The sequence below is a fragment of the Nonomuraea sp. NPDC059023 genome (genome assembly GCF_042740095.1).
Taxonomy (GTDB): Bacteria; Actinomycetota; Actinomycetes; order Streptosporangiales; family Streptosporangiaceae; genus Nonomuraea.
In genome coordinates this window covers 35,528-52,619 of the sequence record NZ_JBHYIO010000007.1, presented here as the reverse complement: position 1 = coordinate 52,619, position 17,092 = coordinate 35,528, and the positions used below count along the sequence as shown (strand labels likewise).

18 protein-coding genes are annotated in these 17,092 nt (G+C 72.1%); 9 read left to right on the top strand and 9 right to left on the bottom strand.

What is annotated here, in order from left to right:
- Positions 1-51: 51 nt before the first annotated feature.
- Positions 52-906, top strand: a complete 855-nt coding sequence (locus ACFWYW_RS14110) for an alpha/beta fold hydrolase (protein WP_379613220.1) — start codon at positions 52-54, stop codon at positions 904-906.
- A complete protein-coding gene (locus ACFWYW_RS14105; protein WP_379613221.1) occupies positions 906-1,367 on the top strand; it encodes an HPP family protein in 462 nt (153 codons plus the stop codon). The genes ACFWYW_RS14110 and ACFWYW_RS14105 overlap by 1 nt, the downstream gene beginning before the upstream one ends.
- Before the next feature lie 2 nt (positions 1,368-1,369).
- On the opposite strand, the gene ACFWYW_RS14100 is transcribed toward ACFWYW_RS14105, so the two are convergent.
- Genes ACFWYW_RS14100 through ACFWYW_RS14085 form a run of 4 tightly spaced genes read right to left on the bottom strand, consistent with a single transcriptional unit; the run spans position 1,370 to position 4,075 of the window.
- Positions 1,370-2,293, bottom strand: a complete 924-nt coding sequence (locus ACFWYW_RS14100; protein WP_379613222.1) for an aminoglycoside phosphotransferase family protein — start codon at positions 2,291-2,293, stop codon at positions 1,370-1,372.
- A gap of 7 nt (positions 2,294-2,300) precedes the next feature.
- On the bottom strand, positions 2,301-3,179 hold the full coding sequence (locus ACFWYW_RS14095; RefSeq protein ID WP_184959270.1) for a 1,4-dihydroxy-2-naphthoyl-CoA synthase: 879 nt from the start codon (positions 3,177-3,179) through the stop codon (positions 2,301-2,303).
- Between the two features lie 10 nt (positions 3,180-3,189).
- Positions 3,190-3,702, bottom strand: a complete 513-nt coding sequence (locus ACFWYW_RS14090) for a PadR family transcriptional regulator (RefSeq protein ID WP_379613223.1) — start codon at positions 3,700-3,702, stop codon at positions 3,190-3,192.
- Between the two features lie 37 nt (positions 3,703-3,739).
- A complete protein-coding gene (locus ACFWYW_RS14085) occupies positions 3,740-4,075 on the bottom strand; it encodes an ArsR/SmtB family transcription factor (RefSeq protein ID WP_379613224.1) in 336 nt (111 codons plus the stop codon).
- A gap of 87 nt (positions 4,076-4,162) precedes the next feature.
- Between ACFWYW_RS14085 and ACFWYW_RS14080 the strand changes: the two genes are divergently transcribed.
- Positions 4,163-4,330 (top strand): DUF3073 domain-containing protein, encoded by a 168-nt coding sequence (locus ACFWYW_RS14080; RefSeq protein WP_184959274.1) that lies wholly within the window; start codon positions 4,163-4,165, stop codon positions 4,328-4,330.
- Between the two features lie 97 nt (positions 4,331-4,427).
- On the opposite strand, the gene ACFWYW_RS14075 is transcribed toward ACFWYW_RS14080, so the two are convergent.
- Positions 4,428-5,312, bottom strand: coding sequence for an NADP-dependent oxidoreductase (locus tag ACFWYW_RS14075; RefSeq protein WP_379613225.1), 885 nt, complete (start codon positions 5,310-5,312; stop codon positions 4,428-4,430).
- Positions 5,313-5,466: 154 nt separating this feature from the next.
- Here ACFWYW_RS14075 and ACFWYW_RS14070 point away from each other — a divergent pair, with 154 nt between their 5' ends.
- Positions 5,467-6,516, top strand: a complete 1,050-nt coding sequence (locus ACFWYW_RS14070; protein ID WP_379613226.1) for a hypothetical protein — start codon at positions 5,467-5,469, stop codon at positions 6,514-6,516.
- A gap of 20 nt (positions 6,517-6,536) precedes the next feature.
- On the top strand, positions 6,537-9,095 hold the full coding sequence (locus ACFWYW_RS14065; RefSeq protein ID WP_379613227.1) for an AAA family ATPase: 2,559 nt from the start codon (positions 6,537-6,539) through the stop codon (positions 9,093-9,095).
- Here ACFWYW_RS14065 and ACFWYW_RS14060 read toward each other — a convergent pair.
- Both ACFWYW_RS14060 and ACFWYW_RS14055 read right to left on the bottom strand, forming a co-directional pair.
- Positions 9,088-9,534 (bottom strand): hypothetical protein, encoded by a 447-nt coding sequence (locus ACFWYW_RS14060; RefSeq protein ID WP_379613228.1) that lies wholly within the window; start codon positions 9,532-9,534, stop codon positions 9,088-9,090. The two genes, ACFWYW_RS14065 and ACFWYW_RS14060, sit on opposite strands and share 8 nt — an antisense overlap.
- Positions 9,521-10,045, bottom strand: a complete 525-nt coding sequence (locus tag ACFWYW_RS14055; protein ID WP_379613229.1) for an RNA polymerase sigma factor — start codon at positions 10,043-10,045, stop codon at positions 9,521-9,523. The genes ACFWYW_RS14060 and ACFWYW_RS14055 overlap by 14 nt, the downstream gene beginning before the upstream one ends.
- A 119-nt stretch (positions 10,046-10,164) precedes the next feature.
- On the opposite strand from ACFWYW_RS14055, the gene ACFWYW_RS14050 reads away from it, so the two are divergent.
- Positions 10,165-11,049 (top strand): DUF1702 family protein, encoded by an 885-nt coding sequence (locus ACFWYW_RS14050; protein ID WP_379613230.1) that lies wholly within the window; start codon positions 10,165-10,167, stop codon positions 11,047-11,049.
- A gap of 40 nt (positions 11,050-11,089) precedes the next feature.
- Positions 11,090-12,601: an NAD(P)-binding domain-containing protein gene (locus tag ACFWYW_RS14045; protein ID WP_379613231.1), complete on the top strand. Its 1,512-nt coding sequence runs from the start codon at positions 11,090-11,092 to the stop codon at positions 12,599-12,601.
- Here ACFWYW_RS14045 and ACFWYW_RS14040 read toward each other — a convergent pair.
- A complete protein-coding gene (locus tag ACFWYW_RS14040; RefSeq protein WP_379613232.1) occupies positions 12,598-13,545 on the bottom strand; it encodes a glycerophosphodiester phosphodiesterase family protein in 948 nt (315 codons plus the stop codon). The genes ACFWYW_RS14045 and ACFWYW_RS14040 overlap by 4 nt on opposite strands.
- A 48-nt stretch (positions 13,546-13,593) precedes the next feature.
- The gene (locus ACFWYW_RS14035; protein ID WP_379613233.1) at positions 13,594-14,196 is read right to left on the bottom strand and encodes a response regulator; all 603 of its coding nucleotides are present in this window, start codon (positions 14,194-14,196) and stop codon (positions 13,594-13,596) included.
- Between the two features lie 7 nt (positions 14,197-14,203).
- Here ACFWYW_RS14035 and ACFWYW_RS14030 point away from each other — a divergent pair, with 7 nt between their 5' ends.
- Together ACFWYW_RS14030 and ACFWYW_RS14025 are read left to right on the top strand one after the other, a co-directional pair.
- The gene (locus tag ACFWYW_RS14030) at positions 14,204-15,226 is read left to right on the top strand and encodes a sensor histidine kinase (protein WP_379613234.1); all 1,023 of its coding nucleotides are present in this window, start codon (positions 14,204-14,206) and stop codon (positions 15,224-15,226) included.
- Positions 15,227-15,229: 3 nt separating this feature from the next.
- Positions 15,230-17,047, top strand: a complete 1,818-nt coding sequence (locus tag ACFWYW_RS14025) for a polysaccharide lyase 8 family protein (RefSeq protein ID WP_379613235.1) — start codon at positions 15,230-15,232, stop codon at positions 17,045-17,047.
- Positions 17,048-17,092 lie beyond the last annotated feature (45 nt).

Here is a 17,092-nt window from a genome sequence, read left to right as displayed (position 1 = left end):
CCATGCTATCACTTAACCACCAAACTACATTTAGCTGGTTAAGGAGTGATCATGCGCTACCACACCAAGGTCATCGAGGGACTGAACGTCTTCTACCGCGAGGCCGGAGACCCGTCGGCGCCCACGCTCGTCCTGCTGCACGGCTTTCCGACCTCGTCCATCGCCTACCAGGAGCTGATCGGCGAGCTGGCCGGGGAGTTCCATCTGATCGCCCCCGACTACCCGGGCTTCGGCCACAGCTCGGCCCCGGCCGCCGACGCCTGGGACTACACCTTCGACCACCTGGCCGACGTCGTGGACCAGCTCCTGGACTCCATCGGCGTCCACCGGTACGCGATCTACGTGCACGACTACGGCGCCCCGGTCGGCTTCCGCCTCGCACTGCGCCACCCCGAGCGCATCACCGGCATCGTCACCCAGAACGGCAACGCCTACGACGAGGGCCTGACCCCGTTCTGGGACCAGATCCGCGCCTACTGGGCCGACCCCTCCAAGGAGAACGGCGACGCCCTGCGCGCCCTGCTGACCCGCGAGGCCACCCACTGGCAGTACACCCACGGCGTCCCCGACACCTCCCTGGTCAACCCCGACCAGGAGGCCTTCGACCAGGCGCTGCTCGACCGGCCAGGCAACCAGGAGATCCAGCTCGCGCTCTTCCTCGACTACGGTGTCAACCCCGGCCGCTACCCGTCTTGGCAGGAGTACCTGCGCACCCACCAGCCTCCGCTGCTGGCGGTCTGGGGCAGGGGCGATGAGATCTTCGGCCCGGACGGCGCCCGCGCCTACGCCCGCGACGTGAAGGAGGCCCGCGTCCACCTGCTGGATGCCGGGCACTTCCCGCTCACGACGCGGCTGAGCCAGAGCGCCGCCCTGATCCGCGACTTCCTGCGCGGGCTGTCGGACTGATGCCGCCCTGGAAGAACGTGGTCAGCGCGACGACCGCGGCCCTGGCCGGGCTCCTGTTGCTGGCCGGGATCACCAGCGCCACCGGCCTGGCGTTGTTCGCCCTGCCGTTCGCCGCCACGGCGGGGATCGTCGCGCTGGCCCCGGCCGCGCCGTTCGCGCAGCCGCGCAGCATCGTGCTCGGGCACGTCAGCGCGACGGCCCTGGCGCTGCTCATCACGTCGGTCGCGGGGCCCTCGGTGTGGACGGCGGCCGTGGCCGCCGCCCTGTCGACGGCGCCGATGATGCTGCTCAAGGCGCCGCATCCGCCCGCCGGCGCGACCGCGGCGCTGGTCGGGCTCACCGCTCCGGAGCCGCTCTACCTGCTCAACCCGGTCATCCTCGCCAGCGTCGTCGTGATCGCCGGAGGGGTGGTGCTCGGGAAGCTGCTACCCGGCCACAGCTACCCGGCTTCCTGGAAGTGAGGTCACAGGCGCGGGCGCAACGCCTCGGCGATCGCCAGCTGGTCCTCGTCCAGCTCGGTCTCGCCGTCCTGGACGTCCCACAGGGCGTTCTGCAGGAGCCGGCCGTACGTCCAGCCGGCGGCCCGCTTGGGGTCGAGCGCGAGCCGGTCGACCAGCAGGTCGAACCGGCGGCGTACGGCGCGGTGCACGTCGCCGGTGGCCACGACGTCGTCCCAGCGGTTGTCCAGGGCGGGCCACAGGTCGAAGCCCGGGTCGCCGGCCAGCGGCTTGGGGTCGATGGCCAGCCACGGCTCGCGCCCGGCGGCCAGGACGTTCTCGTAGTGCATGTCCCAGTGCAGCAGCCGGTCACCTGGCTCGGTGACCAGTTCGGCGACGACCGAGGCGCACGTCTTCAGCCACGCCCGGTCGCTCTCCTTGGCCAGGGCGGCCACCGCGTCGGGCGTCTCGTCGATCATGTCCTGGGCGATGTCGGCCAGGCGGCGCATGCCCGCGGGCGCCGGGTGGGCCACGAGGCGGGCCAGCAGGTCGGCCAGGATCGTCAGGGCCTTGGTGTCGTCGGCGACCGTCGCCAGGGTGCGATGGCCCTCCAGCCGTTCGAGCAGCAGCGTGCCGGTGGAGGGGTCCTCGTCCAGGAGGCGGACCATGGCGTCGCCGTTCCAGACCTTCAGGCCCATCGCCTCGCTGGCGTTCTCGTCGTTGACCGGCTGCAGCTTGAGCGCGGCCGGTACGCCGTCGGGCCTGGTCACGGGGAGTACGAGCGAGACGAACCCGTGCATCGGGTCCCCGTCGAGCCGTAGCCCCCACGCATCGAGGTAGCGTCCGGCCAGGGCGGGCAGACCGGCGATCCAGGTAGGGCCGCCTTCCTCGCCCTCGCCGATCTCGTCGTGGTTGCTGATGAGCTTGGCGGGTATTTCGATCTTCGTCACAAACGTCCTAGAAATGCCAGGGGAAGGGCGACCAGTCGGGCTCGCGCTTCTCCAGGAACGAGTCGCGACCCTCCGCCGCCTCGTCCGTCATGTACGCCAGCCGGGTCGCCTCACCCGCGAAGACCTGCTGTCCGACCAGGCCGTCGTCGATGAGGTTGAAGGAGTACTTCAGCATGCGCTGTGCGGTGGGCGACTTGCCATTGATTTTCCGCGCCCACTCCAGGGCCGTGCTCTCCAGCTCGGCGTGGGGGACGGCGGCGTTGACCATGCCCATGCGGTGGGCGTCCTCGGCGGTGTAGGTGTCGCCGAGGAAGAAGATCTCCCTGGCGAACTTCTGCCCGACCTGACGGGCGAGGTAGGCGGAGCCGAAGCCGCCGTCGAAGCTGGCCACGTCGGCGTCGGTCTGCTTGAAGCGGGCGTGCTCGCGCGAGGCCAGCGTCAGGTCGGCCACGACGTGCAGGCTGTGCCCGCCGCCCGCGGCCCAGCCGGGGACGACGCAGATGACGATCTTCGGCATGAAGCGGATGAGGCGCTGCACTTCGAGGATGTGCAGGCGGCCGGTGGCCGGGGTCCCGTCGGCGTACTGGTAGCCGTCCTTGCCGCGGATGCGCTGGTCGCCGCCGGAGCAGAAGGCCCAGCCGCCGTCCTTGGGCGAGGGGCCGTTGCCGGTGAGCAGGACGCAGCCCACGTCGACGCTCTGGCGGGCGTGGTCGAAGGCGCGGTAGAGCTCGTCGACGGTCTGCGGGCGGAAGGCGTTGCGCACCTCGGGGCGGTTGAACGCGATCCGCACCGTGCCCTGGTCGACGGCGCGGTGGTAAGTGATGTCGGTGAAGTCGAAGCCTTCGACTTCCTTCCACGCCTGGGGATCGAACAGCTCGGAGACCATGACGGCGAGCCTAACGGATCTGTTTCTCGGCCCATTCGGCCCACTCCTGCTGCGTCCTGGTGAAGCGCAGGCCCCACTCCAGGGCGAGCCGGCCGTACACGGAGAGGTTGTCGGTGTCGCCGTCGAGGAACTCGCGGATGCCCTCCAGGTGCTCAAGGGTCTTGCGGCCGATCTCGGCCTGGCGGCGGATGTAGCCGCGCGCCTGCTCGGGTTCGACCTGGGCCAGGAAGAAGACGCGCAGGAGCATGTCGCTGCGGATGGTCCCGGCCGGCTCCACGTCGATGATCCACCGGCGCAGCTCGGCCAGGCCCGCTTCGGTGATGGAGTACTCCTTGCGGCCGCGCGGACCCTCCGCCGACACGCTGACCAGACCGGCCTCGGCGAGCCTGCCGAGCTCGGTGTAGAGCTGGCTCTGCGTGGCCGGCCAGACGTTGCTCAAGGACGCGTCGAACAGCTTGAGCAGGTCATATCCGCTCGCGGGACCTTCGGAGAGCAGGCCCAGCACACCATGGCGAAGACTCATGTTCCTATAGTGACATATCTCAACTGGAACGTGCTGCTCACCCGTGCGCTTCCGCCCTCAGTTCGGCCAGCAGTTCGCCCTGGTCCGCCAGCATCTCGGTGAGGATGCGGCGGACCGCGTCGAGCAGGTCGGCCAGTTCGGGCGTGGCCAGGGAGTAGACGACGGTGCTGCCTTCCCTCTCGGCGCTGACGACCCCTGCCCTGCGGAGTATGGCGAGTTGCTGTGACAGGCTCGATGCCTCGATGTCGATCTGGGCCAGGAGATCCCGGACCGGAAGCGGCCCCTCCTGGAGAAGTTCCAGCACCCTTACGCGAGCGGGGTGCCCGAGCGTCCGGAAGAAGTCGGCCTTGGCCTGGTAGAGCGGGACGGGCATGCGTCCAGGCTAATCCAGTGCAGTTGCATAATTGTTCAAGTCGCAATGTCGTTGGTTAGGATGACACCCGGGGAATAGGGAGTTGCCATGGGCCGAGGAAGACAGAAGGCGAAGCAGACCAAGGTCGCTCGCGAGCTGAAGTACACCAGCCAACACATGGACATCGACGCGTTGCGCAGGGAGTTGTCTGCGGACACGTCGCATGATGAGGGCTCTGGCGTACCGCATGACCAGGAGTCCGAGCCCGCCCGTTGAGGCGGGTGCGAAGGAGCCGTGTGCCAGCCGTCCGGGAAGGGACCGGGCGGCGCGACACGGCCTTCTCGCGTCTCGGGCTCCAGGTCGGCACGGCCGCCTATCGGGGCTGAATCTCGATCACGGTCTTGCCGCGTGAACGGCCGGCCTTGTTCTTGGACAGCGCCGTCGCGGCGGCGGACAGGGGCACCACGTCGTCGATGTGGACCTTGATCCGGCCCGCGTCGATCAGGTCGGCCAGCAGGACCAGGAGTTCGGCGGAGGCCTTGTTGTCGAGGTTGACTCCGGTGATCTCTCTGGCCGCCAGGGCTGCCGGGTCCGCGGAGAAGACCGTGGTGACCACCGTGCCGCCGGGCCGTACCGTCTGGGCGAGCTGGTCCAGCGCGGCCGGGTCGGTGCTCACCGTGTCGAGCACCACGTCGATACCGTCGGGGTGAAGCTGCAGCACCTGCTCGGCGACCGGGCGCAGGGTGTGGTCGACGAGTTCGGTGGCGCCGATGCCGCGCATGTGCTCGGCCAGGTCGGCGGTGGCCGTGGCGATGACCTTGGCGCCGGCGTTGGCGGCGAACTGCACCGCCTGCTGGCCGACGCCGCCCGTGGCTCCGGAGACCAGGACCACCCGGCCCTGGTCGATCTTGGCGGTCTCGACCATGTTGTACGCGGTCGTGGTCGCGACGGGCACCGCGGCGGCCTGGGTGAAGATCATGCCGGCGGGCATGCGCGCGATGACCGGGGTCGCCAGGGCGTACTCGGCGTAGCTGCCCTTGAACTGGCCGTAGACCTGGTCTCCCGGGCGGAACGCCGACACCGCGGGGCCGACCGCCTCCACGACCCCGGCGCCGTCGATGCCCAGCACCTTCGGGAAGGTCAGGCCGGGGATCTTGAACTCTCCCTCGGCGATCTTCCAGTCCACCGGATTGAGGCCGGCGGCGTGGAGCCGGACGAGGACGCCATTGGGGCCCGGCGTCGGTTTCGGCAGTTCCATGAGCTCGGGTTCTTGCCCCAAGCCGGAGATGGCAATGGCACGCATGGGAGGTACATGCCCGTGTGTCCGGTTCGCCAACCTGAGTAGGGGCGTACTCACGACACCATCCGTGACCCTCCCGCACGCTGGGTGCGAAGGAAGGGAGGTGGTGGCCATGGCGGCCAGGAGTGTGGCGGTGACCTTCACCAACACCACGGGAGAGATCCTCGGCAAGAACTTCGAGGCGCTGATGCACGGCGTCTGGACCAATGACATCGAGCCTCCGCAGACCGTGATGCCCGGCGAGACCGTGAGCTGGGAGAGCGAGTCGGACGGCATCGCCACCGGCACCGAGGGCCGCGTGCAGTACCGCGTCGGCGACGGCGGGCCGATCATCGAGATGCACTGGAGCAACCCGTTCGTCGGGGCCAACACGTTCAACGAGGTGTGCGTCGCGGGCAAGGCGCTGCTGCGCGGCGGCGGCGACGGCGAGAACGCCCGGGTGTCCTGGACGCTGGAGAACTCGCAGTGGCACACCACCGCGTTCCGGCCGACCCTGCACGGCTTCCACTTCAACAACTCCTGGCCGGAGGGCACCACGCTCAAGCACCTCGACCTCGGCGTGGTCAGCCTGCCGATCGGCGACGCCACCAACGGGCTGTGCGGCGGCATGGTCTACGCCGCCATGGACTACTTCCTGTCCAACCAGCTCGCGCCCGCGCAGACCGTCGCGCCCGCCGGTGAAGGGGTGCCGCTGTTCGACTACTTCGTCTCGCGGCTGTTCGACTCCTTCGACCTGCCCGACCTGCCGCTCAGCCTGCTCAAGCTGATGAACCCGGCCTACCCCGACACCGACCAGGGCATCTTCGAGCCGATCGGGCTCATGTCGGGCCGCTCGGCCATCATGGTCAGGGACTCGTGGCCGAGGGTGAAGGACTGGATCGACCAGGGCTTTCCCCGGCCGATCTGCCTGGTGAAGACCAAGAGCCTCAACCCCGCCGACCTGGGCAAGAACCACCAGGTGCTCGTCTGGGGCTACCACGTGAGCGGTACCGGGGTCACCTTCGCCCTGTACGACCCCAACTTCCACGACCACGACGCGCTCATGATGACGTTCGACACCTCCCGCACGGACGTACCGGTCGCCGTCGGCGTCACCGACCCGGGCCAGGGCACGATCTCCTGCTTCCTGCCCACCGCCTACGCCGCCCAGACGCCTCCCTGACCCCTGCTAGGTTCTGGGGCGTGCTCCAGGGAAGGAAGGACGAGCTGGTCGCGATCGAGCGGCTGCTCGGCACGGCCCGCGAGGGCGGCAGCGGCGCGCTGGTCCTGCGCGGCGAGCCCGGCGTGGGCAAGAGCGCCCTGCTGGAGCACGCGGGGCGCGCGGCCGACGGGTTCGCGCTCCTGCGCGGATCGGCGGTGGAGAGCGAGTCGGAGCTGCCCTTCGCCGCCCTTCACCAGATCCTGCTCCCTCTCCTCGACGAGCTCGACGCCCTCGACGCGCTCCCGGAACCGCAGGCCGCCGCCGTACGGACCGCGTTCGGCCTGGCCACCGACGGCGTGGCCGACCGGTTCATGATCGGCCTGGCCACGCTGACGCTGCTCGCCGAGAACGCGCCGCTGCTCTGCCTGATCGACGACGCCCAGTGGCTCGACCAGGCCTCCGCCGAGGCCCTGCTGTTCGCCGCCCGCCGCCTGCACGCCGAGGGAGTGGTGATCCTGGTCTCGGCCCGTGACGAGGCGTCGCTGGCCGGGCTGCCCGAGCTGCGGGTCGAAGGGCTCGACCGGGCGGCGGCCCACGCGCTGCTGGCCCGCCACCTTCCCGGCCTGCCACCCCACGTCAGAGACCGGGTGGTCGAGGAGTCGGGCGGCAACCCGCTGGCCCTGCTCGAACTGCCCGCCTCCGCGGCGGCGGAGGTCGGGCCGCTGCCGCTGCCCCGCCGCCTGCAGGAGGCCTTCGGCCAGCGCATCGCCGTCCTGCCCTCGCGGGCGCGCAGCGCGCTGGTGGTCGCCGCCGCCGCCGACACCGGCGAGCTGGGCACGATCCTCGCCGCCACGCGCGAGCTCGGGCTGCCCGACGACGCGCTGGCCCAGGCCGAGGGGCTGGTGAGCGTGCAGGGGTCCGCGGTCTCGTTCCGGCACTCGCTGACCAGGGCGGCGGCCTACCAGAGCGCCGGGTTCGTCGAGCGGCTGGCCGTACACCGGGCTCTGGCGGCGACGGCGGCCGACCCTGACCGGCGGGCATGGCACCTGGCCGCGGCGGCGACCGGGCCGGACGAGGAGGTCGCGGCGGGACTGGAGGCCGCGGCGGAGCGGGCGCGCGACCGCACCGGGTACGCCGCCGCCGCGGCGGCCCTGGAACGCGCCGCGCACCTGACGCCCGACCCGGAGCGGCGGCTGCGCCGGCTGACCGCGGCCGCGCAGACGGCGACGGACGCCGGGCAGAACGGGCGGGCCGGCGGCCTGGTCGAGGAGGCGCTGCGGCTGAGCGGCGACCCGGACGCGCTGGCCACGTTGCGCGCCAAGGTCGCCTTCGAGGACGGCGACCCGAGGGCCGCCTACACGATCCTCATCGAGGCGGCCGGGCGGGCTGAAGGCGAGGCCCGGGTACGGCTGCTCACCGACGCGGCCAGGGCGGCCTGGACGCGCGCCGACCCCGCGGGCATGCGGCGCGCGCACGGCCTGCTCGCCGAGCTGCCGGGGCAGGAGTCGCTGGCGGCGGCCATCGGCGGCGCGGCCGAGCTGATGTCCGGCGATCCCGGCGAGGGCCTGCGGATCCTGCGCGAGAACGTGGCGGCGATGCCCCAGCGCCGCGAGGGACTGGTCGGCGAGCGGCTCGCGACCGTGATGGTGGACTTCTTCAGCGGCGACTTCGCCCGCTCGCGCGAGACGATGCTGGTGCTCGCGGGCGAGTTCCGGCGGCGCGGCATGATCGGCTGGCTGGCCGGGGTGCTGGGGACGCTGGCCGAGGCCGAGTTCTTCCTGGGCCGCTTCCACGAGGCGGCGGCCAGCGTCGACGAGACCATCCGCATCGCCGGGGACACCGGCCAGCGCCGGCGCGAGGCCCACGCGCGCGGCCTGCTCGCGGTGCTGGCGGCGGTACGCGGCGAGGAGGAGAAGGGCGAGGGCGAGTGGGCCGAGCGGGCGGGCGCGCTGCTCGACCTGGGGCGCGGCCGCTTCGAGGCGGCGCTGGAGCGCATGGAGCAGCTCACCGGGCAGAACCACGCGCTCTACTTCGCGCCCGACCAGGTCGAGGCGGCGGTCAGGCTGGGGCGTCCCGAGCGGGCCGCAGAACCGCTGGAGCGCTTCGAGCGGTGGGCGCGGGCCGCCGGCCAGCCCTGGGCCGACGCGGTGCTTGCCCGCTGCCGTGCCCTGCTGGCCGAGGATCCCGAGGAGCAGTTCGCGCTTGCCGTACGGGATGGGGCCAGGCCCTTCGAGCAGGCCCGCAGCAGGCTGCTGTTCGGGGAGTGGCTGCGCCGTGAGCGGCGCAAGGCCGAGGCCCGCACGCAGTTGCGGGCCGCGCTGGAGACGTTCGAGCGGGCGGGCGCGCACCCGTGGGCCGAGCACGCCCGCGCCGAGTTGCGCGCGGCGGGCGAGACCGCCGCACGGGCCGCGCCCGACGCGATGGCCGCCCTCACCCCGCAAGAGCTGCAGGTGGTACGGCTCGCCGCGACGGGCGCCACCAACAAGGAGATCGGAGCCCAGCTCTTCCTGAGCCCGAAGACGGTCGGCCACCACCTCTACCGGGCCTTCCCGAAGCTCGGCGTGGCCACCAGGACCGAGCTGGCCCACCTGTTCAGCTGAGCTCGGCCTTCCTTCGCAGCAGGGCGTTACGCCGGCGGTGAGCCAGGAACGTCACCACCGCCGCGACCGCCACGCACAGCGGCCCCACCACGAACAGGACCGGCGTGTCGCGCACGACGGCGAGCACGGCGAGCAGCACCGCCGTCACGGTGGAGGCGGCGAGCGCGAGCCAGCCCGCGACCACCCGGTCCAGCGCGAACATGGGCGTCCGCCGGGCCAGCACCCACCCGCCGTAGCAGGCCCAGGCCAGGCAGAGGGCCAGGAGCAGGGCGAAGCCGAGGTGCAGGCGCTCCGGCAGCGGCCCCGGCTCGGTCAGCCACAGCGAGCCCAGCGCGACGGCGCCGGCGAGCCCGGCGAGCAGCGCGACCAGCCCACCGGCCCGCCGCCACGGCGACAGCACGGGCGACAACTTGGCGATGATGTCATCAGGCGAGTTCATGGCCATATCCCTTTCGCGTGAGGTGTTCCGACAGGAGGCGACGGGCGCGGTTGAGCCGTGACTTGACGGTGCCGACCGGGACGCCGCAGATCTGCGCGCAGTCCTCCAGAGAGAAGTCCTCCAGGTAGAACAGCGCGAGCACGTCCCGTTCCCGCACGGGCAGCGCGGCCAGGGCGCCGACCAGCTCAGCCCGGTCGAGCGCCGCCTCGAACGCGTCACCCTGCGGCGCGGGAGGCCGTGGCTCCGGCTGTGCGTATTCGGCGCGCAGCCGGTCGGCGATCGACCGCCGCGCGATGGTGAACAGCCAGGGCGCGAACCTGCCCGGTTCCTTCAGCCGGGGCAGGCCGCGCAGCACCGCCACCCAGACCTCCTGGGTGACGTCGTCGGCCCGCTCGGCGTCCAGCATGCGCCGGACGTAGGTCCAGACGGGTCCGTGCCACGTTCTGACCAGCTCGGCCAGCGCGTCGCGCTCACCGAGCTGGCAGCGGACCACCAGCAACTCGTCGCTCATGCCTGTCCAGTCGGGTGATGGTCCGGGAAGGTTCATGCCGGGGCGATAAACACCTCATGCGGTCGTGTGCAGGCTTGTTCACGCTCTGTCACGTCCCTACCTTCTTGGCGGGGGGACGCATGAGAAAGCTCCTATGTCAGGATGCCGGACAGGTCGATTTCGAGCGGCGCGGGTTCCGGCTCGGGCCCGCGAGGGGCCACCTGGAAGCTGTCGGGCTGGCCTTCATAGCCGGGTTCAACGCCGCGGGTCCCGACGGGACGGACGTCTCCGGCCTCGCGCCGGAGATGCGCGGGTTCGCCTACGAAGGCGCGGGGATGGCGTGTGCCATGCACGACGTCCTGACCCTTTCCGGCGGCAGGCGGCTGGCCGCGCTGCTGGCCGGGCAGGGGCGCGAGCACACGTACCCGATCCATCTGGGCGCCGGGCAGGCCTTCGCCAGGCTCAGGCTGCGGCCGTGGCCCATGCGCAAGGCGCTGGACCCGCTGCTGCGCTGGCTGAGCTGGGACGGCTACGGCTTCCACCAGGCCTTCTTCCGCCGGCCCGTGGGCCTGACCACCAACGGGGTCAGGCGGGCCATCCGCGACCAGGGCTACGGCCGGGCGCTGTGGTTTCGCGAGTGCGCCGACGTGGACGCCCTCGCCGTCACCATCGCCGCCTTCCCGCTCGACCGGCACGCCGACCTGTGGAGCGGCGCGGGCCTGGCCGCCGTCCACGCCGGCGGCGCCACCCCCGACGACCTGGTACGGCTGGCCCGCCACGCCGGCGAGAACCGGGCCGACCTCGCCCAGGGCGCCGCCGTCGCCGCCGCGGCCAGGGTGCGCTCCGGCCTCGTCCCGGCCCACACCGAGCAGGCCATCGAGATCCTGGCCGGAGCCGGATCCGAGCGGGCGGCCGGCTGGGCCGAGCGGGCCAGACGCGGCCGCGGCCACACCGCGGAGGAGTACCAGCTCTGGCGGGCGGAGATCCGCAGGTTGTGGGGAACGCGGCGAAACGTACGTTCCTGAGGGGGTTGACCGCTCCGGGCCGCCCGCAGAACCTACGGATGTGCAGACCTACCGCTATCTCGTCGTCGGCGCCGGTCCCGGCGGACTCCAGCTCAGCTACTTCCTGCACCGTCGCGGCGCGGACTACGTGACGCTGGAGCGGGAGGCGGGACCGGGGGCCTTCTTCCGGCACTATCCCCGCCACCGCAGGCTGATCTCGCTCAACAAGGTGCACGTGGGCGACGACGATCCGGAGATCCGGCTGCGCTGGGACTGGAACTCGCTGCTCAACGACGCGCCGGACCTGCTGTTCCCCGCGTACTCGGCCGAGTACCTGCCCTCGGCCGACGACCTGACCCGCTACCTCGCCGACTTCGCGGCCAAGCACGCGCTGAACGTGCGCTACTCCACGCCGGTCACGGAGATCCGGCGTGAGGAGGACGGCTTCGTGGTGCGGGCCGGCGAGCAGGTCTACCGGGCCGAGTGCGTCGTCGTGGCCACGGGGTGGGGCGGGCCGTACGTCCCGGAGATCCCGGGGATCGAGCACGCGGTCGGCTACGAGGACATGGAGACCGACGGGGCGCGCTTCGCCGGGCAGCGCGTGCTGGTCATCGGCAAGGGCAACTCGGCGTTCGAGACCGCGCAGGCGCTGCTGCCGCACGCCGACATCGTCCACCTGGCCAGCCCCCACCCCTTACGGCTGGCCTGGCGCAGCAAGCACCCCGGCGACGTACGCGGGCAGTACGGCGCCTTCCTCGACAGCTACTGGTTCAAGACCCTGCACGCGGTCCTGGAGTGCGACATCGACCGGATCTGGCGGGAGGACGGCGTCTTCAAGGTCGCCATCACGTACACGCTGGCCGACGGGGAGCGGGCGCTGCTCGACTACGACGCGGTCCTGCGGTGCACCGGGTTCACCATGGACAAAGGGGTGTTCGGTGCGGGCAGCGTGCCGTACCTGCACGAGAACGGGCGGATTCCGGCCATCGGGCCGGACTTCCAGTCGGCCAACGTCGACGGGCTGTACTTCGCCGGGACGCTGATGCAGGGGCGCGACGTCAAGCACGCCTCCTCGGCCTTCATCGACGGTTTCCGCTACAACCTGCGTACGCTGGACCGGCTGCTGGCCGAGCGCTTCGACGGGGCGCCGCTTGAGCACCGGCCGGCGCCGGTGGAGGCGGGCGGGCTGTGCGCGTACATGCTGGACCGGGCGAACTGGAGCTCGGCGCTGTGGACGCAGTTCGAGTACCTGTGCGACGCCTACGTGTTCGAGGACGGCCGGATCGAGCACTACGAGGACCTGCCCGAGGACTACGCGGCCGGGCGGTTCCACGATCTGCTCACGCTCACGCTGCGCTGGGGGCCGCGCGACCAGCCGGACGTATTCGCCATCCAGCGGCATCCGGAGCCGGATCGGGCCGAGGAGAGCGCCTTCCTGCATCCGGTCGTGCGCCGGTGGCGGGGCGGGGCGCTGGTGGCGGAGAAGCATCTGCTGGAGGATCTGCGGGCCCGGTGGCGCGACCCGGTCAGGCACGTCGCGCCGCTCACCGGGTTTCTGGCCGGGCAGCTCTAGCGCGGGCGCGGGGCCACCACGTCGATCCGGTTGGTCCAGATGCCGCCCGCGTAGCCTTCCGGCAGGCGTTCCAGGTCGGCCGGGGTGTCGAAGCCCTCCGACCAGCCGCCGTCGCCCGCGACGAGGACGACGCGCGTGCCGTGGGCGCGCATCCGCTCGACGAACTTGTGCGGCCAGCCCCACAACCAGGGGGCGTAGCTCTCCGGGATGTGCAGCTGGATGTTCTGGCAGGCGGCGGGGACCAGGCCGGCCCAGCCGGTCGCGAGGTAGCGCAGGCCGCAGCGTTCCATGACGGCCCGGGAGGCGACCCTCGCGCCGGGCGCCTTGGCGGCGTAGGCGGCCACCGAGGCGTCGCCGCCGTAGACGGTGATCTTCGCGCGGCGCTCCGGGGGCAGGGCGGCGGCCACCTTCTCGCCGTCTGCCGGGTCGTCGCTCTTGATGTGCAGGAGCAGTTCCCTGCCGGGGAAGGCTTCCAGGACCTCCTCCAAAGCCGGCATCAGGCCCACGCCCTTGCCGCGGAAGGGGAAGGTCATGCCGCCGTCTGGGGTGTAGCCGTGGCCGACGTCCAGGCGGCGCAGCTCGGCCATCGTGTGGTCGCGCACCGCGCCCCGTCCGTCCGTGCGGCACTCCAGGAGGTGGTCGTGGAAGACGGCGATCCTGTCGTCCTTCGTCACCTGGACGTCGAACTCGACCATGCCGGCTCCGGCCGCGAAGGCGGCGCGCATGGAGTCCAGGGTGTTCTCCAGATAGGGGTGCTGTGGTGGGTGGATGCGCTCCGCCGTACAGGTGTCGCCGGTCAGGCCCGCGAACCCGAACGTCTGTGCCATCCCGCGGTGGGCCAGCAGGAGCGGCGGCTCGTCCGGCGTGCTCCACGAGCGGTTGCCCGCGTAGACGAGCGCGACGAGCCCCAGGAGCACGAGGAGGGCGATGCGGCGTTTCGGCACCGCTCGACGATCGCGCCGGCCCGTCTCGGCCCGCAACCGGCGAAAGGACTAGTCCCTTGGTACGAGCCGCGCGGCCTGGGTGCGGCTGGTGACGCCCAGCTTGGCCAGCACGTTGCTGACGTGCGCCTTGACCGTGCGCTCCGCCAGGCCCAGCGTGCGGGCGATGTCCTGGTTCGACAGGCCCTCGGCGACCAGGTCCAGGACCTCCCGTTCCCTGGCGGTGAGCGCCTCCAGGCCGGGCGGCCGGGCGCGGGCCAGCAGCCGGCCGGCCGAGGCGCTCAGCGTCGTGACGCCGGCGTGCGCGCCCCTGACCGCCGCGGCCAGTTCCTCGCCGGTGGCGTCCTTGAGCACGAAGCCGTCCGCCCCGGCGGCCAGGGCGCGCTGGATCTCCGCGGCCCTGCCGACCGTGGTCAGCATGAGCACGCGCGGCCGCGGTCTGGGCAGGTGCTCGCGCAGCAGCGTGATGCCGTCGATGCCCGGCAGGTACAGGTCCAGCAGAATCACGTCCACCTCGCCGGCCGAGAGGAAGGCGAGAAGTTCCGGCCCGTCTTCCACCGCGGCGACCACCTCGATGTCAGGTTGTGCCCCGAGAATGAGGGACATGCCCTCCCGGACGAGCGCCTGGTCATCGACGATGACGAGCCTGATCACGCGGCCGATGTTACGAGATGCCCGGCTCTGGCTGGAACTCTCGCTCGCCGGCCTCCTGACCGGGCTCTTCGTGATCAGCGGCGTGGCCGTCTCGGCGCCGCTCGGGCTGGCGCAGATTCTTCCGCTGGCCTGGCGGCGCGGGTACCCCGCGCTCGTGCTCGTCGTGGTCGCGCTGGCCACGCTCGTGCACCTGCGGCTCGGGATGTGGCGGGTGGTGGGCTACCTTCCCGCCATGCTCGCGCTGCACGCCGCCGCGGGGAGCGGCAGCAGGAGCGTGCGGATCTGGCTGTGCGCCGCGGCGGCGCTGGCGTTGTCGATCTCGGACGCCACCCTGCGCGGGCCGGTCGAGGGCGGGCTGATCAGCCTCGTGTCGTTCACCGTCGTGTGGGTGACCGGGGTCGAGCGCGGCCAGCACGCCCGTGAGCGGGCCGCGCTGGCGGCCACCGCCGCCGAGCACGCGCGGCTGCGCGCGGAGTCGGCCGAGCGCGAACGGCTGGCCAGGCGGCTGCACGACACGCTGGCCGGGACCGTCACGGTCATGCTCGTCCAGACCGAGGCGCTGCGGCACACGGCCGCCTTCGCGCCGCCCGAACGTGAGCGGGTGGATCGGGTGCTGTCGGCGGGGCGCAGGGCGCTGGACGAGGTCCGCGACGCCATCGCCGATCTCGACCGGCGGGACGCCTCGGGGGCCGAGCTTTCCGCCCATCTCAGCCGGTTGCGGGCGGCGGGGCTGGACGTGCCCGCCGTACCGTCGATGGATCTCGCGCCGCCGCTCGCGGACCTCTTCCACCGGCTGGCCGGGGAGGCGGCGACCAACGCGCTGCGGCACGGCGGGCCGGGCGCGCGGGTGGAGTACCTGGTCGAGGGGCGGGTGCTGACGATCGTCAGCACCCCCGTGCGCGCCCGGCGGGCCGGAAGCGGCGGTTACGGCCTGCGCAGCCTGGCCGCCGATCTTCACGAGTACGGCGGCGCCCTCGCATACGGCCGGGACGGCGAGCGCTGGGTCGTGACCGCGACCTTCCCGGAGTAGCCGGTGCTGTCCAGACGCGCGATGCTCCTGCTGGGGGCCGCCGCACTGCTCCCGGCCGAGGACCCGTTCGAGCTGGTCAGGCGGCGTTGGCGGGAGCTGGCTACGGGCCCGGTGGTCCACGACATCGACGGATATGTCCGGCGGGCCTACGCGCCCGGCACCGATCCCGAAGGCAACTGGTGGCGCTGGCAGATCGGCGTGCCCAAGCGGCTTCTCGACAGCGCGATGCGTACCGGCTATCGGGGCACGTTGCTGCTGGAAGCGGTCGACCACTTCGTGCCGGAGAGCGTGCTCGACGACTACGACGGCACCAGCACCGGCGCCAACCGCGTGGACCTGTGCACGGTGCTGCTGCTGCGCGCCGTCCTCGGCGGCGACCACTCCGACCGCGAACGGGCGGCCAGAGCGGTCGCCGGGCTCGCGCCGGTCCTGCGCTATGTCACGGAAGGCGATGGCTTCTACCGCGACGGCTCCTTCATCCAGCACTCCTGGGTCCCCTACCAGGGCGGCTACGGCGCGGTGCTGCTGTCCGGCCTGGCCAGGCTTTTCGCCGTGCTGCGCGGCACCCCCTGGGAGGTCGCCGACCGGCAGATCGTCCACGACAGCGTCGAGCGCTCCTTCGCCCCCTTCATCCACCAGGGCCTGTGCATGGACCTCGTCCGGGGCCGGAGCGTCGGCAGGCACCCCGACGGCGCGCGGCGCAGGGCCCGCGAGATCGCCGAGGCCGTGCTGCTGCTCGGCGAGACGGCCGGCGCCGCCGAGCGGGCCCGCTGGCGCGGCATGGTCAAGGGCTGGGGACTGCTCGACGACGACCAGGTCGCGGCGCGTTCCGAGCCGACGGGCCACGTGCTGATGCCGATGAGCGCCCGCGCCGTCCACCGGGCGCCCGGCTGGTGCGCTGCGCTCAGCATGAGCTCGCACCGGATCGGCCACTACGAGCACGGCAACGGCGAGAACCTGCGCGGCTGGCACACCGGCGCCGGAATGCTCTACTGGTGGACCCCGGAGCACCCCGCCCAGTACGCCGACGGCTTCTGGCAGAGCGTCGACCCCTACCGGCTGCCCGGCACCACGGTCTCCACCCGCCGCCTGCCCGACGGCGCCGGGACCGCGTGGGGCGAGACCCTCACCCCGTGGCGCTGGGTCGGCGGCGCCACCGACGGCACGTACGCCACCGTCGGCCACCACCTGTCCGGCCTCGAAAGCTCACTCGAGGCGTTCAAGTCGTGGTTCTTCCTCGACGACGCCGTGGTCTGCCTGGGCGCCGGGATCGCCTGCAGCGACGGCGTACCCGTCGAGACCGTCGTGGACAACCGCAGGACCGGCGCCGACCTGGCCGTGGACCGCCGGGCGGGCTGGTTCCACCTGGACGGCCACGCCGGCTACGTCGTCCTGGACGGCGCGCAGCCGAAGATCGGGCGCGACGAGCGGTACGTGACGCTCTGGCTGGACCACGGCACCGACCCCGCGGACGCCGCTTACGCCTACGCCCTGCTGCCCGGCGCCTCCGAGGCCGGGACGCGGGCCCGTGCCGCCGCATCGACCTGGCTGCACGTGTTGGCCAACACGAGCGGGCAGCAGGCCGTACACGTGCCGGGGCTGGGCCTGACCGCGGCCAACTTCTGGCAGCCCGGCACCGCCGGCCCGCTGACCGCCTCCGCCCCCTGCGCGGTCCTCGTCAGGGAGAAAGGCGACGGCACCGCCACGCTCACGGTCGCCGACCCGCGCCGCGAACTGCCTGGTCTGACCGTCGTCTGGAACCGGCACGTCCTCGTCTTCGAGTCCCTCCCCGAGCCCCGGACCGTGACGCTCCCCGTTTAACCGCCTGCCGCCGGGTAGCCGGATGTGCGTCCGCAACCAAAGGAA